Source organism: Pedobacter ghigonis (assembly GCF_903166585.1).
Lineage (GTDB): Bacteria > Bacteroidota > Bacteroidia > Sphingobacteriales > Sphingobacteriaceae > Pedobacter > Pedobacter ghigonis.
Map to the genome: position 1 here is coordinate 505,204 of NZ_CAESCM010000002.1, position 20,815 is coordinate 526,018.

Genomic DNA, 20,815 nt, shown 5'->3' on the forward strand with positions numbered 1-20,815 from the left:
AAAGAAAATGTTGCACGCTATATGATGATTTTTTTATCTTTGCATCGCAATCAGGAAGAGCGGGAAAGAAATTAAAAATATTTTAAAATCACTCTTGCAAATTTGAAATAAGCTTCCTACATTTGCATTCCCTTTCGAGGAAATATCTTCGAGAAGTTTTTGTCCGATAGTATAAGGGTAGTACAACGGTTTTTGGTACCGTTTGTCTTGGTTCGAATCCAGGTCGGACAACAGAAATTTAACGTCGGATCATGTTTTAAACAGACATGATCCGATTTTTTTTAACAGCAAACTACACGGACCCATGCCATTGCAGTTCAACCCGGTTAAACTTTTTTCCGGAACAGGTTCTAAGGGATTATCACTTAAGATTGCCGAACACTACGGCAAACCACTTGGTAACGTAACCATTCACAAATTCAGTGATGGCGAATTTCAACCTTCTTTCGATGAATCAGTTCGTGGTAGTGATGTTTTTCTAATCCAGTCTACTTACCAGCCTAGCGATAACTTAATGGAGCTCTTGTTAATGGTTGATGCCGCTAAAAGAGCATCTGCACATTACATAACTGCTGTAGTTCCTTACTATGGTTTGGCCCGTCAGGATAGAAAAGATAAACCACGTGTGGCTATTGGAGCCAAATTAGTGGCTAACTTATTAAAGTCGGCAGGTATTCACCGCATCATGACGATGGATTTACATGCTGCACAGATACAGGGTTTCTTCGATATTCCGGTTGATCACTTAGACGGTTCGGTTATCTTTGTACCTTATATCAAAAGCCTGGGCTTAAAAAACTTAACTATAGCATCGCCTGATATGGGTGGTTCGTACAGGGCACGTACATTTGCCAAGTTTTTTAATGCAGAGGTAATTATTTGCGATAAACGCCGTAAACGTGCCAACGAAATCGAATCGATGTCGATTATTGGTGATGTGCAGGGACAGGACGTTGTATTGATCGACGATATTTGCGATACCGCCGGAACCTTATCAAAAGCTGCGGCCTTGATTATGGAAAATGGTGCTGCAAGTGTTAGAGCGGTTTGTACACATGCTGTATTATCAGGTAAAGCTATCGAAACGGTAGAAAATTCGGTATTAACCGAGTTGATCGTTACTGATACCATTCCTTTAAAACAGGAAAGCCCGAAAATTAGAGTACTAAGTACAGCAAGTTTATTTGCAAGGGCTATTGCCAATGTAAACGAACACGGCTCAATTAGTGATCTGTTTAGAGTATAGTTAGATTAATCGTATAAACTGGTTAATCGGTTAATTGTGGGTTTTGTGCTCAGTTAACCAGTTAAACTTAAGCAAGAATTTAAATGGTAGCAGGTTAAAGAAGCAATTCCCAATACCTGATGCTTAATACTAATAAATAAATAAAATAAAAATGAAAACAATCGCAATTAGCGGTTCTCCAAGAGAGAACGTAGGGAAACGCGATGCCAAGGAACTTCGTTACGAAGGTAAAGTTCCGGCGGTATTGTATGGTGGTAAAGAACAACAGCATTTTGCTGTAGTTATTGCTGACTTAAGAGACGTTATTTATACCCCGGAAGTGAACTTTGTGGAGATCGACATCAACGGTACTAAAACTAAAGCTATCGTTAAAGATACTCAGTTTCACCCACTTACCGACGTATTATTACACATCGATTTTCTTCAGTTATTCGACGAGAAAGAAATCGTTATGGAAATCCCTGTTAAATTAACCGGAACTTCTCCAGGTGTTAAAATGGGGGGTAAATTAATCCAAAAATTACGTAAACTACGTGTTAAAGCGTTACCAGCTAACATGCCACAAAACGTAGAAGTAAGCTTAGAGAAATTAGAAGTAGGTAGTTTATTCCGTGTTCGTGACCTTTCAGGTGATAAATACGTAATCACTAACACTCCTGAAGATACTATCGTTTCTGTTGCAATGTCAAGAGCATTAAAACAAGCAGAAACTGAAGCTGCTAAAGGTAAAAAATAATTAAGGGATTACCCTGATTAAAAGATTACACAGATTAAAGGCGGTAAAGAAGGAATTCTTTATCGCTTTTTTGTTGTATAAGAAATTTGGTCCCCAAATGTTTTAACTCACCATTAGACACCAATATTTCATCTTTAGCCTTTGGTCTGTCTACTTTTTGCCTTAGTTATTGATCTTTCCGCTTTAAGCTTAATCTTCCGCCAAACACTTAACACTAATCGCCGGGCTTTCCATAATCCGTTTTCCATCTTCCATTAAACATTTTATCTTTGCGCCATGAAATATCTTATCGTAGGCTTAGGGAATATTGGTCCGGATTATGCGCATACAAGACACAACATTGGTTTTGATATTGCCGATGAACTGGTTAAAGGCTTAAACGGAAGTTTTGATAATATTCGCCTGGCTTATTATGCTGAGGTAGGTTTTAAAGGCAAGAAACTGCACGTAATTAAACCAACCACTTTTATGAACCTGAGTGGTAAAGCGGTAAATTATTGGATGAAAGAGCTTAAAATAGCGCCTGAAAACGTGCTGGTGATTGTTGATGACCTGGCATTGCCACTGGGTAAGCTCAGATTAAAACTGCAGGGCTCAAGTGCAGGGCATAACGGCCTTAAAAGTATAGAAGAAGTTTGCGGCGGACAAAACTATGCCCGTTTACGTTTCGGTATCGGAAATGATTATCCCAAAGGTCGCCAGGTAGATTTTGTATTGGGGCTATTTGATAAAAACGAACAGTTAGAACTTCCGGCGTTAATTGATAAAAGCGTAGACCTGATTAAGAGTTTTGTTACCGTTGGCCCGGCCCACACCATGACGGCTTTTAATAAATAATTTAATAATTTAGGTTAATCGGTTAATTGTTTAAATCGGTTAACTGGTACTTCCGTCATGCTGAATTTATTTCAGCACCTCTACCTTTAAAAGTTATAGGGGCTAGGTTCCAGTTACTATGCTTTTTTGCTCTGCGCATAACGAAGAATCTCAATACAAAACTATTCTTAAGATTACGCTAGGTCTTTCTGCTCCATACAACTTCAAATAGCACTACTGAGCTTGCTCCTTAAACCCGATCGAAGTGGTTCCGGTGCTTCATCTACAAACTGTTTTACCAGGTATATCAGCGCCGGAAAAAACGGAGAGCGGGACTGAACCAGGCCAAAAGCATCAGCAATTGATTTCCAAAAAAAAAGGTGTTTATTGGTGAGGGATTAAATATAAGAAAGATGCTGAAATAAATTCAGCATGAGGAATCGCGCGAGATACTGCTGGAAAAAGAATTCAATTAAGCAAAAAAAGACCATCTTTCGATGATCTTTTAAGTAAAATATAGTTAGTTAATGATTATTTAACTTGCTCTTGTGCTCTTGCAATATAAGCATCAATTAACTGTGCTTCTGCACTTTCAGGATATTGTGTTTTTACTTTAGTATAAGCATCAACAGCACCTTTAAAATCTTTTAGGTTTTCGTTCACCAATCCTAATTTCTTTAAAAACATTGGCGAAGTAAATTTACTCGCTTTGTCTGCAGCTTTTTTATAATAAGTAGCAGCTTGTTTGTAATCTTTTAATTCGCTGTAAGCATCGCCTAATAAACCTAAAGCTAATGGATCAGCAACCGGGCTACCTGTAGCGCTATATTTGCTTAACGATTCTACTGCTTGTTTAAACTCGCCTTTACGTAAATAAATACCACCTAAATAAAGGTTAGCTAAGTTTGCCGATTTGGTGTTATCGTATTCTTTGGCAATTTGCTCAAAACCAGGGAAACCAGCGTCGCCTTTAACCGCTTTGTTCGATAATGAATCTACTCCAACATATTGCTCAGCTTTGTACATTTTGCTCGCAGCTTCTTCAGCACGGCCTTTTAAGTACACACCCTGATACCAAAGGTAGATTAGAACTAATACAACTACAGCGCCTGCTATAAAAAGTAAGCTCTTATTATTCTCTTGTAAAAATGAACCTTTTTTAGTCGGTTGAATTGTCTGATTATCTGTTGTAGACATGTTTGTTTAAAAAATTAAGATTGCAAAAATACATTTTTCAATCAAAGTATCAATCTTTATTTTGAAGTATTTAATTAAACATTAGTTATTTAGGAGCCAAAAGTGCAAAATGCCTGTCACAATTAACGAAGCAGGCTAATTAGCGTGTTAAACCAGGTTTGGTTGTCGCTAAAAATACCTGTACGGTTAATTACCAGGTAAACTGTTTGGCTTTCCGAACGGCTGATGGTTGAGCGGATGCGGATAGGCTGCCAGAACAAGCCGAAATTTTTGATGGCTGAAGCGGGGAACAACTCGTCGAAACCCATATAAACTTCTTCTATATGCGATAAAGGTACCTCCAGCTGTTCATCGCCGGTGATAAAGATCCCGTTCGAAGCCAGCAGTATATTGCCCTCGTGTTTGTGTCTCGGCTTTAAAAATGAAAATAAACCAGCTATCTTTTTAATCCATCCGGTACCCTTTTCATTGGTCAGTTCATGATCGTAGGACCACAGAACATTTCCTTCTAACATTTTTTGTGCAACCATTGAAATTTTTCCTTGCTATGAAAGTACAATATTTTTAAATGTAATTAACGTTAATTTTAAACATTGAATGTTAAGCAGCTAAAAAACGGTAAATTTGTGACATATTTATGTGGTTAAAAAACATTACCCTGCTCAATTTCAAGAACTACACCGACGCTGATCTCCGTTTTTCGGAAACGGTGAACGTTTTTACGGGTAATAACGGATCGGGCAAAACCAATATGCTTGATGCTATTCACTACCTCTGCCTGTGCAAAAGCTATTTTAACCCAATAGATACCCAGCAGATTAAAACAGGTGAAGAGGTTTTTATGATTCAGGGCGATTTTGACCGGAGTGAAAAGAATGAAAAAATTTCCTGCGGGGTAAAACGCAATCAGAAAAAACAGTTTAAACGCAATAAAAAAGAATACGATAAACTGGCCGATCATATTGGCTTGTTTCCGGTGGTTATGGTTTCGCCCTACGATGTAAACCTGATTATGGAGGGGAGCGAAGAACGCAGGAAGTTTATCGATAACGTAATTTCGCAAACCGACGGGCATTATCTCGATCAGCTGATTACCTATAATCGTATTCTGGCCAACCGCAATGCTTTATTGAAGCAGATTGCCATTACCCGCAAATACGATCCGGCATTGCTCGAAATTTTAGACGAGCAGCTTGTAATGGCAGGCAATAAAATATTTGGCATCCGTAAGGCCTTTATGGATGAGTTTATTCCGATGTTTAACCATTATTATACCTACCTTACCGAAAATAAGGAAGTGGTAGAACTGAATTATCAATCGCAGCTCAACGAAGCTACTTTTGAAGAATTGTTGAAAAAAGCTGTGGAGAAAGACCGAATACTTGAGCGAACCACCACCGGAATACATAAAGATGAGCTGGCTTTTGTAATCAGCAGTATGCCTTTAAAAAAGTTCGGCTCGCAAGGACAGCAGAAATCCTTTTTAATTGCTTTAAAACTGGCACAATATGCCTATCTGGCGAAGAACAAGGGATTTAAACCTTTACTTTTGTTAGATGATATATTTGATAAGCTGGACGATAACCGCGTTCAAAAATTAATGCAAATGGTATCACACCATGATTTTGGACAAATATTTATAACCGATACCGGAAAAGAAAGAGTAAAATCGATTTTTGAAAAAATAGAAGTTGATGTAACTTTGTTTGAAGTTGATAATGGAACTATAGAAAATGCGTAAACCTAACGATGTTACTTTAAAAGATGCCATAAGCAAAATGCTTGATGTGTATCGTATACGCCGTAAGTTCGATGAAACGTCCATTTTATCGGTATGGCCCGAAATTATGGGCACCGCCATTGCAAACCGTACCAAGCAGATTTATATTCATGATAAAAAGCTTTTTTTAAGAATTGAGTCGTCGGTAATTAAAAATGAGCTGATTTTAGTTCGTCAGGGCATTATTCAAAAACTGAACGAGCATGCCGGGAGCGAAGTGATTACAGAGATGATCTTTTTATAGGCAAAATAAGGGGCATAGGTTTTCTGCCTATACCCTAAGAAACTCTGGATCGAAGACTCCAAACTCCCGACTCCCAACTCAAAACTAGCCCTTCCCTCCGCCAAATACTTTAGATAGTATCCAGATTAACAGTGCAACCACTACTACCACGATAATAATACCCGACCATACGCCGGCTTTAAATATACCTTCTACCAGCTCACAGCTGCTTAAGGTGGTGCACAAAAATGCAATTAGTGCTATTGGGAATATCTTTTTCATATTGATGTTGATTTCTTAATAGGAACATCAAATAGTTAAGAAAGTTTTGCGGAGCTTCAATAATTGCTGTTGCGCTGGTGTCAGATGTTACCTTCTGACGGTGTAAAATCCTGAGTTTAGTGCAAAAAAAATCGTCATTTCGATCGAAGCAAAGCAACAACCGAAATGACGATCAGGAAGATGGATCAATCTTACATTTTCCATCCTCCATCTTACATTTTGTTTTTATTTACCGTTTACCTTCAACAGCTCTACCTCAAAAATCAGGGTACTGTAAGGAGGAATGTCTGCTCCGGCACCACGCGCTCCGTAAGCCAAGTTGTAAGGGATATAAAATTTATACTTCGAACCTGCAGGCATTAATTGTACACCTTCAGTCCAGCCTGCAATAACAGCATTAAGCGGGAAAGAAATCGGCTCACCTCTGTCGTAAGAGCTGTCAAACTGTTTACCATTTAATAAGGTACCTTTATAGTGTACCAATACCGAATCGGTAGCTACTGGTTTAACTCCTGTGCCGGCAGTTAAAACTTCATATTGTAAACCACTTGCAGTAGTTTGTACGCCTGCACGTTTTCCGTTTTGTTCTAAAAACTCTTGTCCTTCTTTCATAATTGGTGCGTATTTAATTTTATTTGCTTCAATTTCTGCTTTGTTTTTAACAGCCGATGCTTTGGCCAATGCATCGTTAATGCATTGTTGCGCCTGTTGCTGGTTTAAAACCACCTTGCCACCTGTAAATGCATCTTTTAAGCCTCTTAATAAAACCTCGTAATTTAAGGTAGATAAACCGGTAGTTTTTAAGCCGGCACCAATTGAAGTGCCAAAAGCATAACTGGTAGAGTCTAAAGTAGATTTTAAGGCTGTAACAGTTGTGGTTTTACCTGCCGTTGTTGTTTTTTTTGCAACTGGTTTCTTTGCTGCAGTTTTGGTTTGTGCGTAAGAGGCAACAGTAATACCCGAAAGGCATACCGCTAAGAAAATTCTTTTCATTCGTATTAATTTGTTTTCATTTGTGATGAAGCGATCATGATTGTTTGTTTAATTCTTGCTAAATCACGATGGTTCATTGATTGTTTATGTGTAATTATTTTGAGCAGGTTAAATGGTAGACGCTATTTTTTCAAGCACGTAAGATACAAAAATGCTAAAACAATAAAACCCCGAATTTTCGGGGTTTTATTGCAAATATTTTGTTTCAACAATTAGAAACGCTCGTCTGCTTTGAAGAAGAAGTTTCCTTCAATTTCTGCGTTCTCGTCAGAATCTGAACCGTGAACAGCGTTAGCATCAATTGATTTAGCATATTTCTGACGGATAGTACCTTCTGCAGCTTCAGCAGGGTTGGTAGCACCGATTAATTTTCTGAAATCTTCAATTGCATTGTCTTTTTCTAAAATAGCAGCAACAATTGGTCCTGAAGACATGAAGCTAACTAAATCTTTGTAGAAAGGACGCTCAGCGTGTACTGCATAAAACTGACCAGCAGTTTCTTCAGTAAGTTTAGTATATTTTAATGCTATGATTTTAAAACCTGCATTGGTAATGTCATTAATAATAGATCCGATATGGCCGTTTGCTACCGCATCTGGCTTAATCATGGTAAAAGTTCTGTTAGTGCTCATTGTGCTTTGATATCATTTTTTTTGCAAAAATACGTTTTAATTGATGAATATAAAAGGATAACACTAAATACACCTTATTTAGTATTAAAAATTACTTAGCTTTGCAGCGCAAAAAATATATGCTTACACTACCCGAATTAAAAACATTACTGGCTTCGCCACAGCGCATTGTAATTACCACGCACCATAAACCAGATGGTGATGCAATGGGTTCATCATTGGGCTTATATGGATATTTAATTCAGAAAGGTCATCATGTTAAGGTGGTTACACCTACCGATTACCCTACTTTTTTACATTGGATGCCAAACAATGGCGACGTAATTATTTTTACAGAGCAGCAGGAAGAGGCCGCCAGGTTAGTAGAAGAGGCTTCAGTTATTTTTTGCCTCGATTTTAACACTTTGAGTCGCATTAACGAACTTGGTGAGTTGGTTAGGGCCGCAAGTGCTAAAAAGATCATGATCGATCACCATTTAGAACCCGAGGATTTTGACGATTACCGCTGCTGGGATATCAATGCCTGTGCTGCTGCACAACTGGTATACGAATTTATTGTAAATCAGTTACAGGATGGCGAGCTAATCAATAAAGATGTGGCTTCTTGTCTGTACACCGGTATCATGACCGATTCGGGATCGTTCCGTTTCTCGTCGGCTACAGCTGCAGTGTACCGTATTGCTGCCAATCTGATTGATTTGGGTGCCGATCAGGCTAAAATTCACGAGCTGGTTTACGATAATTCAAGCGAAAACCGCCTGCGCTTTTTAGGTTATTGCCTGTCTAACAAACTCGAAGTTTTAAGAGATTACAATACCGCTATTATTTCGGTTACTAAAGATGAGCTGGCACAATACCATAGCATTACCGGCGATACTGAAGGTGTGGTAAATTATGCACTTTCGATTAACGGTATTCGTTTGGCTGCACTAATTGTAGAACGTACCGATAAAGTAAAACTTTCTGTTCGGTCAACGGGCGATTTTCCGGCCAACGAGATCTGTAAAAAGTATTTTAACGGCGGTGGTCACAGAAATGCAGCCGGTGGCGCATCAGAAAAACCATTAAATGATGTAGTTTCGGAATTTAAATCGATATTAGAAGATTATAAAGAACAATTGCTGGCCTGATAAGGCAGAAATAAACAATCAAAACTTAAAAAAGTCAAATTAAATTTAATGAAAAAGGGAATTATTATTCTAGCAGCAGCCACTTTAGGTTTAGCAGCATGTAACAAAGAGAAAAAGGGAGCCGGAGGGTTATTATACACTGTTCACCACTCAGCGGGTAACGAAAAAATCAAAGAAGGCGATATCGTTAAAATGAACTTTATTCAGAAAAACGATAAAGATTCAGTTTTATCAAGCACTTTTGATAGCGAAACTCCAGCTGTTTTCCCTGCACAGAAAAAAATGTACGCAGGTGATATGAATGATGTATTAACTTTGTTCGGAGAGGGTGATAGTGCAACTTTTAAAGTGAACCTGGATACTATGGCTTTCCATAGCAAACAACCAAAACCAGAGCAGTTCAAAAACGATAAATACATCACTTTTACTGTAAAAATCGAGAAAGTATTCAAGAAAAAAGCTGGCGAAGCTGATTCTACTTTCAACAAAAGAGCTTCAGAATTTTTCCAGGCTGATTACAAAGCAACAGCCGATAAAAAGAAAGCTGCTGAACCTGCTAAATTAAAAGCTTATATCGACGATAATAAATTAACTACTAAAACTACTGCAAGCGGTTTACACTACATCATTGAAAATGCAGGTAGTGCAGAAAAAGCAGCAGTTGGTGATACTGTATTAATTGATTACACTGGTAGAGTAACCAAAAAGAACAAAGATGGTAAATACAAAATCTTTGATACCAGCGATGAGAAATTAGCTAAAGCTGAAAACGAATTTAAACCAGGTAAACCTTATGGCCCTCAAAAAATGCCTGTAGGTGGTACAATCCCTGGATTTACCGAAGGTTTACAGTTAATTGGTAAAGGTGGTAAAGTTCAGCTAATTATCCCTTCTAACCTGGGTTACGGCGAGCAAGGTGCGCCTCAAGTGGGTATTATGCCATTTAGCCCAATTGCTTTCGAAGTAGAAATTAAAGATATTATTAAAGGAAAAGCTGCACCGGCACAAGCTCCGGTTCAAATGCCTGCTCCGATAGTTAAAAAATAATTTTTAATACCAGATTAAGAAAATCCTGCTTATTTATTTAAGCAGGATTTTTTTTGGTCGTTTTTTTGCTGTAGGAGCGAAATAAAACATTTCTACGATTTATTGAAGCTTATTATAGTCTATCTTTGTAGGGATTTATACGGATTAATGAAAATGAAAAACGGAATTATACTACTATTGGCCGCAGTACTTGGCCTTTCAGCCTGTAACAGATTTGAAAAAGGCGAGGGCGATATGACTTACAAAATCTATAAAAGTGAGGGTAAACCAAAAATCGAGGATGGCGACTATGTAAAATTAAATGGTATACAAACGGTAGAAACCAATACCAATCCCGATTCGGTAATGGTAAATACTTACGATAATGAACGCCCGGCATTTTTCGCCATCAGTAAATCGATGTTTAAAGGCGATTTAGCATCAGGATTAAAACTGCTTGGTGAAGGCGATAGTGCCGTTTTTAAACTGAATTTAGATTCGATGGAGAAATATTCTGGCCAGCCAAAACCAAAAGGATTAAAGTCGAATATTGCTTCCTTTACCATAAAAATTGAAAAGGTATTGCACAAGGGAAAAGATCCCGATTCGATTTTTGATGCTAAAAAAAGACTTTTCTTCGAGGCAGAATACAAGGCTTTAAATGAAAAAAACAAAGTAGTAGAGCCTGCTAAAATCGCTAAATATATAGCCGATAACCAACTTAAAGTTACTAAAGCTCCATCCGGACTGCAATATGTAATTGCCTCACCTGGTAATGCAGAAAGAGCGGTTTTAACCGATACCGTATTAATTGATTATACCGGTCAGTTTACCAACAAAAAATCTAACGGAAGCATTAATGTTTTCGATACTTCTGATGCTAAAACGGCAAAAGAAGCAGGTGTTTTTTCAGAAAGTGTACAATATGTGCCGCGTAAACTGCCTTTGGGCCAATTGCCTCAAGGCGTGGTGCAAGGCATCCAGTTAATTGGTATTGGTGGTAAGATTAAAATGATCCTGCCATCACGTTTAGGCTTTGGCGAAAATGGCGGTGGGCCTATTAACCCATTTACACCATTGGTTTTTGATGTTGCATTAAAAGGAATCATTAAACCCGACGTTGCACTGCCTTTAAGTAAATAGATCTATCAATAAAGACTGAAAAGCACAAGGAACATCGATTTTAAATGTTCTTTGTGCTTTTTTTATGTCCTGGAAATTATAAAACTATAGCAGATAGTTAAATAAATGATTAAATTAGTTTAGCTAAAACTAATCATCCCACTGGTCATGCTGCGCTCAACCATTGTTGTTTTGTTCATGGGCCTGAAAAATCTGCTGTTTAGCGTGTTTTTCAACAGAGGATCTATATCCTGTTCCGATGGACAGAAAATGGAGGGTAGGAGTTGTGCAATAAAGATCAATACTAGCGATCTGTTCAAACAGCAAGGTGTTTGTTTATATAGCTGTGTTTGGCGGATATTAGTCCCTGCAAAAATCAATTTACAGTCTATCTTACCTGATAACATAAAATTTAAAGCTTTTAATGAAATGCTTATACCTGTATAAAAAGTTGTAAACTAAATGGTCAAATTTTGTTTAAACCATTATCTGGTAAAGCCAGTTATTAAGAGATAAATAGCTAAACTAAACTTTATGCAGAAGATTAAGCTCTTTTTGGTTGATGATGCTTATACATTGGTAGCTTGTGTAGATAAGGTATTAAATAAGGCTGCCAATATAACGGTTGCGGGTAATACCACATTTAAAGCAGCTAATCAAAAGATCATTCAAGCAAAAGTGCCTGATATTGCCATTGTAAATTTTAGCAGTAACGAAAAGGAGGGCACACAATTGTTAGCGATGATTACTAAAGAATTTCCTCTACTGAAAGTTATAGTAATATCTGCCCGGGACGATTTTAACAGCATTTCGGCCATGTTGAAAGCTGGGATTAATGGATGCTTACTTGCAGATGTAAAGCATACCGAGTTGCATAAGGCTATTAATAAAGTAATGCAAGATGAAACTTATATACAGCGTGCCATTGCAGGTAAATTTATTAATGGTTACCAAAAAGAAAACCATGTTACTCCCATCAATAATTTATCGCCAAGGGAAATAGAAATCATTAAACTGATTGCGAAAGAGCACACCTCTGCTGATATTGGAAAAATGCTTTTTATTTCGGAACATACTGTAGAAACCCACCGTAAAAATATTTGGCGCAAAACCGGGGTAAAATCTATTATTGGCTTGTTGAATTTTGCACGCGAACACCAGCTGATTTAAGCAATAAGCCCCCATAGCTTTAAAACTATGAGGGCTGTTATTTTTAAGCCTGAGCTTCTAAATACTGCGCGTAGCAATAGCCTTCTTCACCATCATTGGTTCTCACCAGCCACCACAAATCATTGCTCCGGTTTACCAGGGTAATTACTTCGCCATGGGCCGCCTTGCCTACAATAGGCTGGTCGGTACCAGGACCTTTGCGAATATTTAAATTGCTGCTTTCTGTAACCACTTTTGCATGGGTAACGGCAGCATCGATGGCTACGTTTACATTCAAAACGAGGTCGCCAGATGTGAAATTTGGATCAATCTCGTTGTAAACGTCCCAAAGGTGATCCTTAGTTGCTCCATCAGCAGCAGTTCCGTCTATATATAAAATTCCATCTTGTTCCCTAACGGCTAAGTCTGTTATACCTGCTGCAGTCGCTGCGTCAGTTAATGCTTTATATTTATCTTCTAATGCCATGGCTGCTGTTATTTAATGGTTAGTTTATTGTCGATTTTTTTTGGTTTTAATGCACTTAAATGCTGCATTAATGTAATTAAAGAAGCTTTTTTAAGCTCGCCTGTTAGCACAATTACGCCATCTTTAACCTCCGCTTTCACCGTTGGGAAATCTTTGGTTGCATCGGCAACATTTTTAACTAAGACAGTATCTTCTGAAATAACTACCGGAGCTTCTACCGGCTTAATAGTTAGGTTGTTGATGACTGATTTTACACCTTTTTCTGCCTTTGCAATTTCCTCTGCTTTGGCTTTCGCGGTTTCATCATCAACTACGCCCGTTAAGGTTACATCGCCCTTAGTAACAGCCACCGTAATGCCTGTAGCTTCTTTGGCCTGGATAGCAGCCTGAATGGCAGCATCTTTGGGTTTACAGCCGGCAAAAAATAGCGTAGCTGCAATAACCATACTCATTAATAAATTAGTTGTTTTCATCCTTTTGGGGTTTATGTTGATATTATTTGAAATTCAAAATATTGAAACTGAAATAACTACTTATCGGCGGGGATGAATCCGATTAATCTAATATATGAAATAGGTTTAACTCATTTGTAAATAAAAAATAAATAAACTGTTAAATCCAGTTTTTAAAAGGAGTAATGGTGAGGTTGGAATTGTAATATTTTTCTTGGTCGGTAACTTCTTTACTTACCCAGTCGGGCAGGTTAAAAGCTTCTGTTTCGCTTTCCAGTTCTATTTCTGCAACAATTAAACCTTCATTTTGCCCCGAAAATACATCTACTTCCCACATTTTTCCTTCAAATGCAATTTCGTACCGTGTTTTCGAAAGTTCAGCTTGCGAGAAGTGATCCAAAAGTTCTACGGCTTCATCTAGCGGGATTTCATATTCATATTCTAAGCGGGATGCACCAACAGTTTGCCCTTTAATGGTTAAAAAACCCTTTGTTTCTGTTGCCCGTACCCGTACTGTTTTATTTTTATCGGTAAGTAAATAACCTTGTCTGAATAGCTTTCCGGCTGGTTTATTCAGGCTATCCCACTTTTGTTGATTGATTAAAAATTTGCGCTCTATTTCTTTTCCCATTATTCGGAGAGTTGTTTTAAAATATCCATGGCTGCCACAATATCTTTCGAATCTACAAATATATGGTCGTGATAATAGGCCGCTACTACATTGCAGCTTATGCCATGTTGTGATAATGCAGTAGAAAAGGCTGCTGTTAAGCCTACAGCTGTTAAAGAAGAGTGTGCTGTTAATGTGATCCACGAGGCGACAAAATCGTATTCTAAACCCAATTGATCAGCAATTTCTTTCTTTAGAATTATTGTTATTGCCTCTTCTTCTTTGAATAGGCAAACCGCAAGGTTGATATCTATTGCATTTAGATTTTCAACCTTACAGAATACAAATTCGCCAGGATTATGTACTGGTTTCATTGTTTTTAACAGCTTTTCTAAGCTTTTTTCGCCTGTCATTTTATTTCGTTCTTTTCTGTAAATCTGTAACCGGCATACTAATCAATCGTCCGATGGGCTGTTTACCACGATAAGTGATTACGCGTAACATACTGGCATCTTTAGGTACCTGTAGTGCTCCGGTATACTTAGGATAAAAACGATCAGGTGTCGAGTTGTCAAAACTGTAGTAGATATCTAATCCGTCTATTTCGGGTGTTAACTCTACCATTAATTGTTTGTCGGCACTGCGTTTTACTGTAAAAATCGGGTCGTAAATGGCTGGCGAATATTTAATTTCGGCAAAATCCAAACGTTTAAAATGCTGTTCGGTACGGTCAACAAAGTTGGTCCAGTTTTTCTTTTCAATCGGGCTCCATATCGATTCTGAAATGGCAAAGGCGCGCGGCCAAAGCATATATTCTACCTGGCGGAAAGTAAAAACCTGTTCTGTCCAAAGATTGGCCTGTGCGCCGATTACATATTGTGCATTTACACTTGCCGGTACAGGATTAAACTGGTAGGCTTTATTTAACCGTAACGAAGCGTAAACCCTTGGTTCGGTAATGGCATCAGCCTGCATGTAATCGAGGTAAGCAAAATCAGTTGGACTCATCACCACATTGTGCTTATCGTTAGCAGCCTGTATGCCGTATTTCATGCCCCTCCAGCTCATTACTGCCGCAGTTGGCGATACACCGCCCTCTAAAATCTCATCCCAACCCATAAATTTCTTACCTTTTGCCACCACAATCTGCTCAACACGTTTTTCGAAATAAGCCTGCACCTGTGGAATAGTTTTTAGGCCTTCTCTTTGCATCAGTTGTTTAATCTGGTCGTTCTTCTCCCAAAAGTTATGCGAGGCTTCATCGCCACCCATGTGGATGTATTTGAAAGGGAAAAGTTTGGCCACCTGTGTAATTACGGTATCTAAAAAGGTGTAAACCTTTTCGTTGGCTGGACAAAGGGTATTATCTACCAAAGCAATTGGAGGTGCACCACGGCTCCAGTCCATTATTTTTTCGCCAGAGCGGACTTTATAGTTCACCGCATCCGGCGTGCACGATAGCTCTGGATAAGAGGCAATGATAGCCAAACTATGCCCCGGTACATCAATTTCGGGCAGGATATTTACAAAACGTTCCTGTGCATACTGTACCAGCTCTTTAATATCTTCTTGTGTATAAAAACCACCATAAGTGCGGGGCTCATCGGCAGTTGGTGGGATAAAGTCGCCAAAAGTCCCGGTTTTTTTAACGCTCCAGGCACCTATTTCGGTCAGTTTAGGCAAGCCTTTAATCTCAATACGCCAGCCTTCATCATCAGCCAGGTGCAAGTGCAGCAGGTTAAACTTATAGCGCACCATATCATCAATAAACTGCTTTACTTCCTGCTTGGTAAAAAAGTGACGGGCTACATCGAACATTAAACCACGCCAGCCCAGTTTCGGGTAATCGATCACATCTACGCAGGGTGCTTTCCATTTAATGTCTTTTACCAGTTCCTTACTTTCTATTTCGGCAGGGAAGAGCTGCAACAAAGACTGCACTCCATAGAAAATGCCTGCAGGCTTATTTGCCGTAATAACAATCTGTGTAGGGTTTACATTTAACTTATATCCTTCTGCACCCAGTTGTGTATCATCCTGGGCATTCAGGATTAGTTTTACGGTAGGGTGGGTAGAACTGCTTAACGTGCTTACAAATTTTCCTGTAGCGGTGGTAATCCGTTCTGATAAATAAGCAATTGATTGCTTTAACTCTGCACTTTTGGTTGTTTGTATAATTACATTTTCGGGTAAAGTAAATGTACCGGCCTTTTTCATGAGTGATACAGGCTCTGGGATAATGGCACAGGGCGTTTGAACAATACTAGCATCTGCGTCGCCGCTTTCAGTTTCAGAAACAATATTTTGAGCGAAAGTGCTGGCTGTAAAAAAGCAGCAAGTGATAATCAGGAATAATTTTTTCATTAAATAAATAACTGCGGATTAACCGAATAAGTATTAACCTGCAATTTATTAAAAAAGATTTAATCGGAGGTGTTTGTTGGAGGGAAATGTGAAAGAGGGAAGAGATCGTTAAGGGCTCCCGCAGATTTTGCTGATTAGCGCGGAACTGATTTAGCAATCCATTTACTCAAATAAAATTGCAAAGGTTTTTAGTCAGATACTTCTTGCTTTTTCTGGTTGAATTTTCTGATAATTATCGATATTTCTCCATTCCCTTTTTTTACCCGTCTGATCGATCCGGTATGATTGTCAATAAAATTGTTGATTAACTCATCGCTATACTTTTCTTTTCTCGCCATCTCAATCAGGTCAGAAATAAGTGTGGCAGGGGTAGCAAATAGCCCATACCTTGACCACCAACCTAAAGCAAGTGTTGTTAGCATACTTTTTAAACGTAATTTTTTTGCACAGGAGGTACAAATAATTTGAGCCTTTTGCTCGTGATTGCATCCCAGGATGAAAGACATTAAAGTGTTAAAAGTATAGCCATGCAATTCACTTTCGTAGTTGCAATTGGTGCAAACAGTGTTTCTGATCTCTCTAACTAAAAGTTCCCTTTCGGCTCCTTCATAAAAATTGGTTTCATCCTTTACAAATTCAATCAGGTTTACATCTAAATTCCTTTTTCTAATCTCATCATGCAGCACAGATACCACTTCCGTGCGTAAGTCTTTGGCACTCCGGATGATTTTTAAAATGGTTGCGTCGTCGTACTTTTCGTAGTTTTTACGAATGTCTTCTATGGGGATCATATGTCTTATGATTAAATCACAAAAACCGCATTAACCATGCTTTGGCTTTTTCATCATCAGTGAAAGATTTCATCGGGATGGGAGGATTTTGGAATGTAAAGAGCAGTTTCATTATCAATTGTGCCAGGCCAGGTTTCGAAACCATGGCCATTGCAGTGTAAATGTGTGGCAATTGTTCGGTCGAAAATTTTCGCGTCGCTTTATCGGGCACTGGAGAATTTTTTAGGTAAATTAACAGGGGTACTTTCTTGTTATGGGTAATTTCCTTAACCAGCGCAACATTGGCCTTAATGTTTTCTACGGTACGTAAAATACTTTTACTGTAGGCAACCAGTATGCCTGTATCGGTCAGCAGGTAATCGGCAATTTCGCCTTCTATAAATTGATTATCTACATTATTCTCCATTTTACCCCCTTAAATGATATGCTTTTGGTTTGGTAAAAGCCCTTAAGCCCTGGTGAGAAAGGGTTGCCCCAATGCCCGAATATTTTCTCCCGCTCCATGGTAGGGCAGCACTTACTCTATCGCAGCAATTCCAGTAGCCGGAGCCTGCATCGAGTTGAGCCAGTATTTTTTCTGCACGCGATTGATCGGCAGAGTAAACAGATGCCGTTAGCCCGTAATCCGTATCCTGCATCATTTTTAAAGCTTCGGCATCGTCTTTAACTTTCATGATGCCTATAATGGGGCCAAAGCTTTCTTCCTGCATCACCAGCATATCGTTGGTTACTTCGGTTAAAACTGTTGGCTCAAAATAATAACCTTTTCCACTGATGGTTTTGCCCCCTGTTAAAAGTTTGGCACCTTTACCAAGTGCATCTTTTATCTGGTTCTCTAAAACCGAAATCTGTGCTTTCCGTGTTAAAGACCCAAGATATACGCCATCTGTTGTTGGCAAGCCACTTTTCCAGCTTTTTACCTCATTAACAAAGGCCGATAAATAAGCCTCATAATTTTTTTCGTGCACATAAATACGCTCAACTGAGCAGCAGCTCTGTCCGTTGTTGTAAAATGCACCATCAGCAGTACCAATTGCTGCTGCGGAAACATCTGCCACATCTTCGGCAATGTACAATGGATCTTTACCGCCCAGTTCCAATTGGCAGGGAACCATTTTAGGTGCAACTTTTTCGTAGATGTATTTTCCGGTCTGGTACGAGCCTGTAAAGAAATAGCCGTTAAAATCCATTTCCAGTAATGCTGCTCCGGTTTCCTTTGCACCAATGGCAACCTGAAAAACTTGATCGGGTACACCTGCCTGCTTTAATAGTTTCTCGATCTGAAGTCCGGTTAAGGTAGCATATTCAGATGGTTTGTACATGACGGCGTTTCCGCTAAGTAAAGCAGGGATAAAAACGTTTACGCCAACCAGGTAAGGGTAATTCCAGGCAGAAATATTGCAGACTACACCCAGCGGTTCGTATTTAATAATTTCTTTTAAGCCGGGTTCATCAATCATCACCTCATCTGCAAGGTATTTTACGGCGTGATCGAGCATCCACTTAATCCGGGCTCTTGCACCGTTAATTTCATTGCGCGATTGCTGCAAGGGTTTTCCCACCTCGCTGGTTAATATATGTGCCAGTTCTTCCGTTTCAGATTCGAGTAAAGTGCTGAAAGCGGAAAGGATGGAAATCCGTTCAGTTAAACTTTTGCCAGCCCACAGTTGCTGTGCGCTTTTAAGCATTTCGAACTTAGATTGAAGACTTTCTTTTGAATCTTCGGTTAAACTGGTAATAATTTCTTCGGTTGCCGGATTAATGATTTGCATCTTGTTTGCGGTTAACAATTGAATTTAAAAATGCGGTGTGTATATTTTTGCTAAAAGGACCTTGCTGGTCTTTTAATCTTTCGGGATGCCATTGAACAAACAACAGGAAAGATTTTCCTTCGGGTTGTATGCGCTCCATGGCTTCAACTACGCCATCGGCCGATAGTGCACTGGCCACAAGGCCTTTTCCGGTTCTATCGGTACTTTGGTGGTGGTTGCTGTTTACCAGGCCCTTATCGGTGTTTACAATATCGCTTAACCATGAGGATGGGTTGATGCTAATTTCATGGTACCTGTCCGATTTATCGGGCATTTTAGCATGGTCGAATTTGCCCCAGCTTGGTATATCGGGGATGAGTGTGCCGCCAAAAAATACATTACCTACCTGTATGCCTCTACAAATACCCAGGACAGGAATGGCATTGGCTTCGGTATAGGCTAAAACCTTAAATTCGAACTCATCACGGCTTTCGTCCATGTCATCTTCGTAGCAAAAGGGATAATATTCGGGATGCTGGTAAAAACGGGGATGCACATCTTCGCCACCGGTTAATACAATACCCTGGCATTTTTTTATTTCGTCGAAGTTATTGAGTTTATAACCCAGCCGGATCACTTCAACGGCTTCGTTATAGGATAATACCCAGTTGCGGTATATATCAAATTTACTGCAATCAGTAACTCCAATTATAATTTTATCAGACATCATTATTCATTTTTTTGCCACAGATTTCACAGATTGGTATTTTCGAAATTTTTAAACCTAAACTTATTGTGGTTAATCCCAGCTATAATGCAGTTAGATACAGTTGTTTAAAATCTTCGCGACTTACCGGCTTCGGATTGTTTGGGTGAGCAAAGTCTGCAAAGGCTAAATCGGCCAGTGTTTCTATATGTTCATTTTTAACGCCAATATCACTTAATTTATGCGGAATATTTACCCTTGTATTCAAATCGAACAGATATTTTACAACAGCATCACCGCTTTGTTCGGGAAGTGCTAAAGCGCTAGCGATTTTCTTGAAGCGGTCTTCGAAGCCTGCAATATTAAACTGCATACCATAGGGAATATTTACGGCATTGGCCAGGCCATGGTGGGTATCTAAAAGAGACGATAGCGGGTGAGCCAGAGAATGTACTACGCCGAGACCTTTCTGAAAAGCAATGGCACCCATCATCGAAGCCATTAACATTTTGCTGCGGCTTTCTAAATCAGGATGGTTGGTTGCCTGAACCAGCGAATCTTTAATCAGCGAAATTCCTTCCAGAGCAATCCCATCACACATGGGATGAAAATTTTTGGCCAGGTAAGCTTCCATATTGTGTGTTAAAGCATCCATCCCTGTAGCAGCAGTAATGAAAGGAGGTAAATCCATAGTTAACTCCGGATCTGCAAAAACAATCTGCGCCATTAATTTGGGTGAAAACAGGATTTTTTTCTGGTGCGTTTCATCATCGGCAATTATAGCGCTGCGGCCAACCTCGCTGCCGGTGCCAGATGTAGTTGGGATGGTGATAAAATGTGGAACTTCGTTGGTTACATAAACATCGCCGCCAATTAAATCGTCGTATTTAAATAAATCTTCGCGGTGATTAACGCGGAGTACAATGGCCCGGGCAACATCTAAGGCCGCACCACCACCTATACCTACTATGCTGTCGCGTTGGGTGCTATCCCAGGCATCGGTACCTTTGTAAACATCGCTTTTTACCGGGTTTTTATGGATATCGCTAAATACCTCAACCGAGATGTTTTTTGCCTTTAAATCTGCAACAATATTTTTGAAAAATGGAAGTTGTGCTATAGTGGGGTCGGTAACGATTAAGGGGGCTTTTAAATTGTTTTTAGCCAGATAGGCCGGCAATTCTTTTACGGCACCTGCACCGAAACGAATGGTGGTTGGAAAGTTAAACTGATGGATCTTATCGAATATCATGTGGTTCTGTTTTATTCAGTAGTTTATTTCTGCTCTGTTTTTTGTAGAGATGCTGAATCCCGTCCGGCCA

Annotated in this window: 24 protein-coding genes; 9 read left to right on the top strand and 15 right to left on the bottom strand. The window is 39.2% G+C overall.

Annotated features, from left to right (window positions below; translation table 11 throughout):
* Positions 1-304 precede the first annotated feature (304 nt).
* The 3 genes from HWV58_RS05380 (at position 305) to pth (ending at position 2,819) form a co-directional block, all read left to right on the top strand.
* Entirely contained in the window at positions 305-1,246 is a 942-nt protein-coding gene (locus HWV58_RS05380; protein WP_039479579.1) for a ribose-phosphate pyrophosphokinase, read from the top strand.
* 151 nt (positions 1,247-1,397) lie between these two features.
* Positions 1,398-1,982 (top strand): 50S ribosomal protein L25/general stress protein Ctc, encoded by a 585-nt coding sequence (locus HWV58_RS05385; RefSeq protein ID WP_124561535.1) that lies wholly within the window; start codon positions 1,398-1,400, stop codon positions 1,980-1,982.
* A gap of 276 nt (positions 1,983-2,258) precedes the next feature.
* On the top strand, positions 2,259-2,819 hold the full coding sequence (pth, locus tag HWV58_RS05390) for an aminoacyl-tRNA hydrolase (RefSeq protein ID WP_175633095.1): 561 nt from the start codon (positions 2,259-2,261) through the stop codon (positions 2,817-2,819).
* 510 nt (positions 2,820-3,329) lie between these two features.
* Here the strand turns inward: pth and HWV58_RS05395 are convergent.
* Together HWV58_RS05395 and HWV58_RS05400 are read right to left on the bottom strand one after the other, a co-directional pair.
* Complete coding sequence (locus HWV58_RS05395) at positions 3,330-3,995, bottom strand: tetratricopeptide repeat protein (protein ID WP_175633096.1); 666 nt, start codon at positions 3,993-3,995, stop codon at positions 3,330-3,332.
* A 122-nt stretch (positions 3,996-4,117) separates the two neighbouring features.
* Entirely contained in the window at positions 4,118-4,510 is a 393-nt protein-coding gene (locus HWV58_RS05400; protein ID WP_175633097.1) for a hypothetical protein, read from the bottom strand.
* 122 nt (positions 4,511-4,632) lie between these two features.
* On the opposite strand from HWV58_RS05400, the gene recF reads away from it, so the two are divergent.
* Both recF and HWV58_RS05410 read left to right on the top strand, forming a co-directional pair.
* On the top strand, positions 4,633-5,736 hold the full coding sequence (recF, locus tag HWV58_RS05405) for a DNA replication/repair protein RecF (RefSeq protein ID WP_175633098.1): 1,104 nt from the start codon (positions 4,633-4,635) through the stop codon (positions 5,734-5,736).
* Positions 5,729-6,019 carry a DUF721 domain-containing protein gene (locus HWV58_RS05410; protein WP_124561540.1) on the top strand — a complete coding sequence of 97 codons (291 nt, stop codon included), beginning with the start codon at positions 5,729-5,731 and terminating at the stop codon, positions 6,017-6,019. The genes recF and HWV58_RS05410 overlap by 8 nt, the downstream gene beginning before the upstream one ends.
* An 84-nt stretch (positions 6,020-6,103) precedes the next feature.
* Here HWV58_RS05410 and HWV58_RS05415 read toward each other — a convergent pair whose 3' ends face one another.
* The 3 genes from HWV58_RS05415 to HWV58_RS05425 all read right to left on the bottom strand — a co-directional run bounded on the left by HWV58_RS05415 (position 6,104) and on the right by HWV58_RS05425 (position 7,905).
* The gene (locus tag HWV58_RS05415; RefSeq protein ID WP_175633099.1) at positions 6,104-6,280 is read right to left on the bottom strand and encodes a hypothetical protein; all 177 of its coding nucleotides are present in this window, start codon (positions 6,278-6,280) and stop codon (positions 6,104-6,106) included.
* A 225-nt stretch (positions 6,281-6,505) separates the two neighbouring features.
* Positions 6,506-7,273 (bottom strand): FKBP-type peptidyl-prolyl cis-trans isomerase, encoded by a 768-nt coding sequence (locus tag HWV58_RS05420; RefSeq protein ID WP_175633100.1) that lies wholly within the window; start codon positions 7,271-7,273, stop codon positions 6,506-6,508.
* 212 nt (positions 7,274-7,485) lie between these two features.
* Positions 7,486-7,905 carry a nucleoside-diphosphate kinase gene (locus tag HWV58_RS05425; RefSeq protein WP_039479466.1) on the bottom strand — a complete coding sequence of 140 codons (420 nt, stop codon included), beginning with the start codon at positions 7,903-7,905 and terminating at the stop codon, positions 7,486-7,488.
* Between the two features lie 119 nt (positions 7,906-8,024).
* Between HWV58_RS05425 and HWV58_RS05430 the strand changes: the two genes are divergently transcribed.
* The 4 genes from HWV58_RS05430 to HWV58_RS05445 all read left to right on the top strand — a co-directional run bounded on the left by HWV58_RS05430 (position 8,025) and on the right by HWV58_RS05445 (position 12,353).
* Positions 8,025-9,035: a DHH family phosphoesterase gene (locus HWV58_RS05430; RefSeq protein WP_175633101.1), complete on the top strand. Its 1,011-nt coding sequence runs from the start codon at positions 8,025-8,027 to the stop codon at positions 9,033-9,035.
* A gap of 48 nt (positions 9,036-9,083) precedes the next feature.
* Positions 9,084-10,082, top strand: coding sequence for an FKBP-type peptidyl-prolyl cis-trans isomerase (locus tag HWV58_RS05435; protein ID WP_175633102.1), 999 nt, complete (start codon positions 9,084-9,086; stop codon positions 10,080-10,082).
* Positions 10,083-10,235: 153 nt separating this feature from the next.
* Positions 10,236-11,204 (top strand): FKBP-type peptidyl-prolyl cis-trans isomerase, encoded by a 969-nt coding sequence (locus tag HWV58_RS05440; protein WP_175633103.1) that lies wholly within the window; start codon positions 10,236-10,238, stop codon positions 11,202-11,204.
* Between the two features lie 513 nt (positions 11,205-11,717).
* Positions 11,718-12,353, top strand: coding sequence for a response regulator transcription factor (locus tag HWV58_RS05445; protein WP_175633104.1), 636 nt, complete (start codon positions 11,718-11,720; stop codon positions 12,351-12,353).
* Positions 12,354-12,396: 43 nt separating this feature from the next.
* Here the strand turns inward: HWV58_RS05445 and HWV58_RS05450 are convergent, their stop codons facing one another.
* The 10 genes from HWV58_RS05450 to HWV58_RS05495 all read right to left on the bottom strand — a co-directional run bounded on the left by HWV58_RS05450 (position 12,397) and on the right by HWV58_RS05495 (position 20,745).
* Positions 12,397-12,819: an SH3 domain-containing protein gene (locus HWV58_RS05450; RefSeq protein WP_175633105.1), complete on the bottom strand. Its 423-nt coding sequence runs from the start codon at positions 12,817-12,819 to the stop codon at positions 12,397-12,399.
* Positions 12,820-12,827: 8 nt separating this feature from the next.
* Positions 12,828-13,292: a BON domain-containing protein gene (locus tag HWV58_RS05455; protein ID WP_175633106.1), complete on the bottom strand. Its 465-nt coding sequence runs from the start codon at positions 13,290-13,292 to the stop codon at positions 12,828-12,830.
* Between the two features lie 139 nt (positions 13,293-13,431).
* Positions 13,432-13,902, bottom strand: a complete 471-nt coding sequence (locus HWV58_RS05460) for a CYTH domain-containing protein (protein WP_175633107.1) — start codon at positions 13,900-13,902, stop codon at positions 13,432-13,434.
* Positions 13,902-14,294, bottom strand: a complete 393-nt coding sequence (locus tag HWV58_RS05465; protein WP_175633108.1) for an ACT domain-containing protein — start codon at positions 14,292-14,294, stop codon at positions 13,902-13,904. Before HWV58_RS05465 ends, HWV58_RS05460 begins: the two co-directional genes overlap by 1 nt.
* Before the next feature lies 1 nt (position 14,295).
* Positions 14,296-16,245, bottom strand: coding sequence for a beta-N-acetylhexosaminidase (locus tag HWV58_RS05470; protein WP_175633109.1), 1,950 nt, complete (start codon positions 16,243-16,245; stop codon positions 14,296-14,298).
* Positions 16,246-16,433: 188 nt separating this feature from the next.
* On the bottom strand, positions 16,434-17,036 hold the full coding sequence (locus tag HWV58_RS05475) for a hypothetical protein (protein ID WP_175633110.1): 603 nt from the start codon (positions 17,034-17,036) through the stop codon (positions 16,434-16,436).
* Between the two features lie 16 nt (positions 17,037-17,052).
* Complete coding sequence (locus HWV58_RS05480) at positions 17,053-17,442, bottom strand: SpoIIAA family protein (protein WP_175633111.1); 390 nt, start codon at positions 17,440-17,442, stop codon at positions 17,053-17,055.
* Between the two features lies 1 nt (position 17,443).
* On the bottom strand, positions 17,444-18,808 hold the full coding sequence (locus HWV58_RS05485; protein WP_175633112.1) for an aldehyde dehydrogenase family protein: 1,365 nt from the start codon (positions 18,806-18,808) through the stop codon (positions 17,444-17,446).
* Positions 18,795-19,517, bottom strand: a complete 723-nt coding sequence (locus HWV58_RS05490) for a gamma-glutamyl-gamma-aminobutyrate hydrolase family protein (protein ID WP_235972657.1) — start codon at positions 19,515-19,517, stop codon at positions 18,795-18,797. The genes HWV58_RS05485 and HWV58_RS05490 overlap by 14 nt, the downstream gene beginning before the upstream one ends.
* Positions 19,518-19,596: 79 nt before the next feature.
* Positions 19,597-20,745 (bottom strand): iron-containing alcohol dehydrogenase, encoded by a 1,149-nt coding sequence (locus HWV58_RS05495; protein ID WP_175633113.1) that lies wholly within the window; start codon positions 20,743-20,745, stop codon positions 19,597-19,599.
* Positions 20,746-20,815 lie beyond the last annotated feature (70 nt).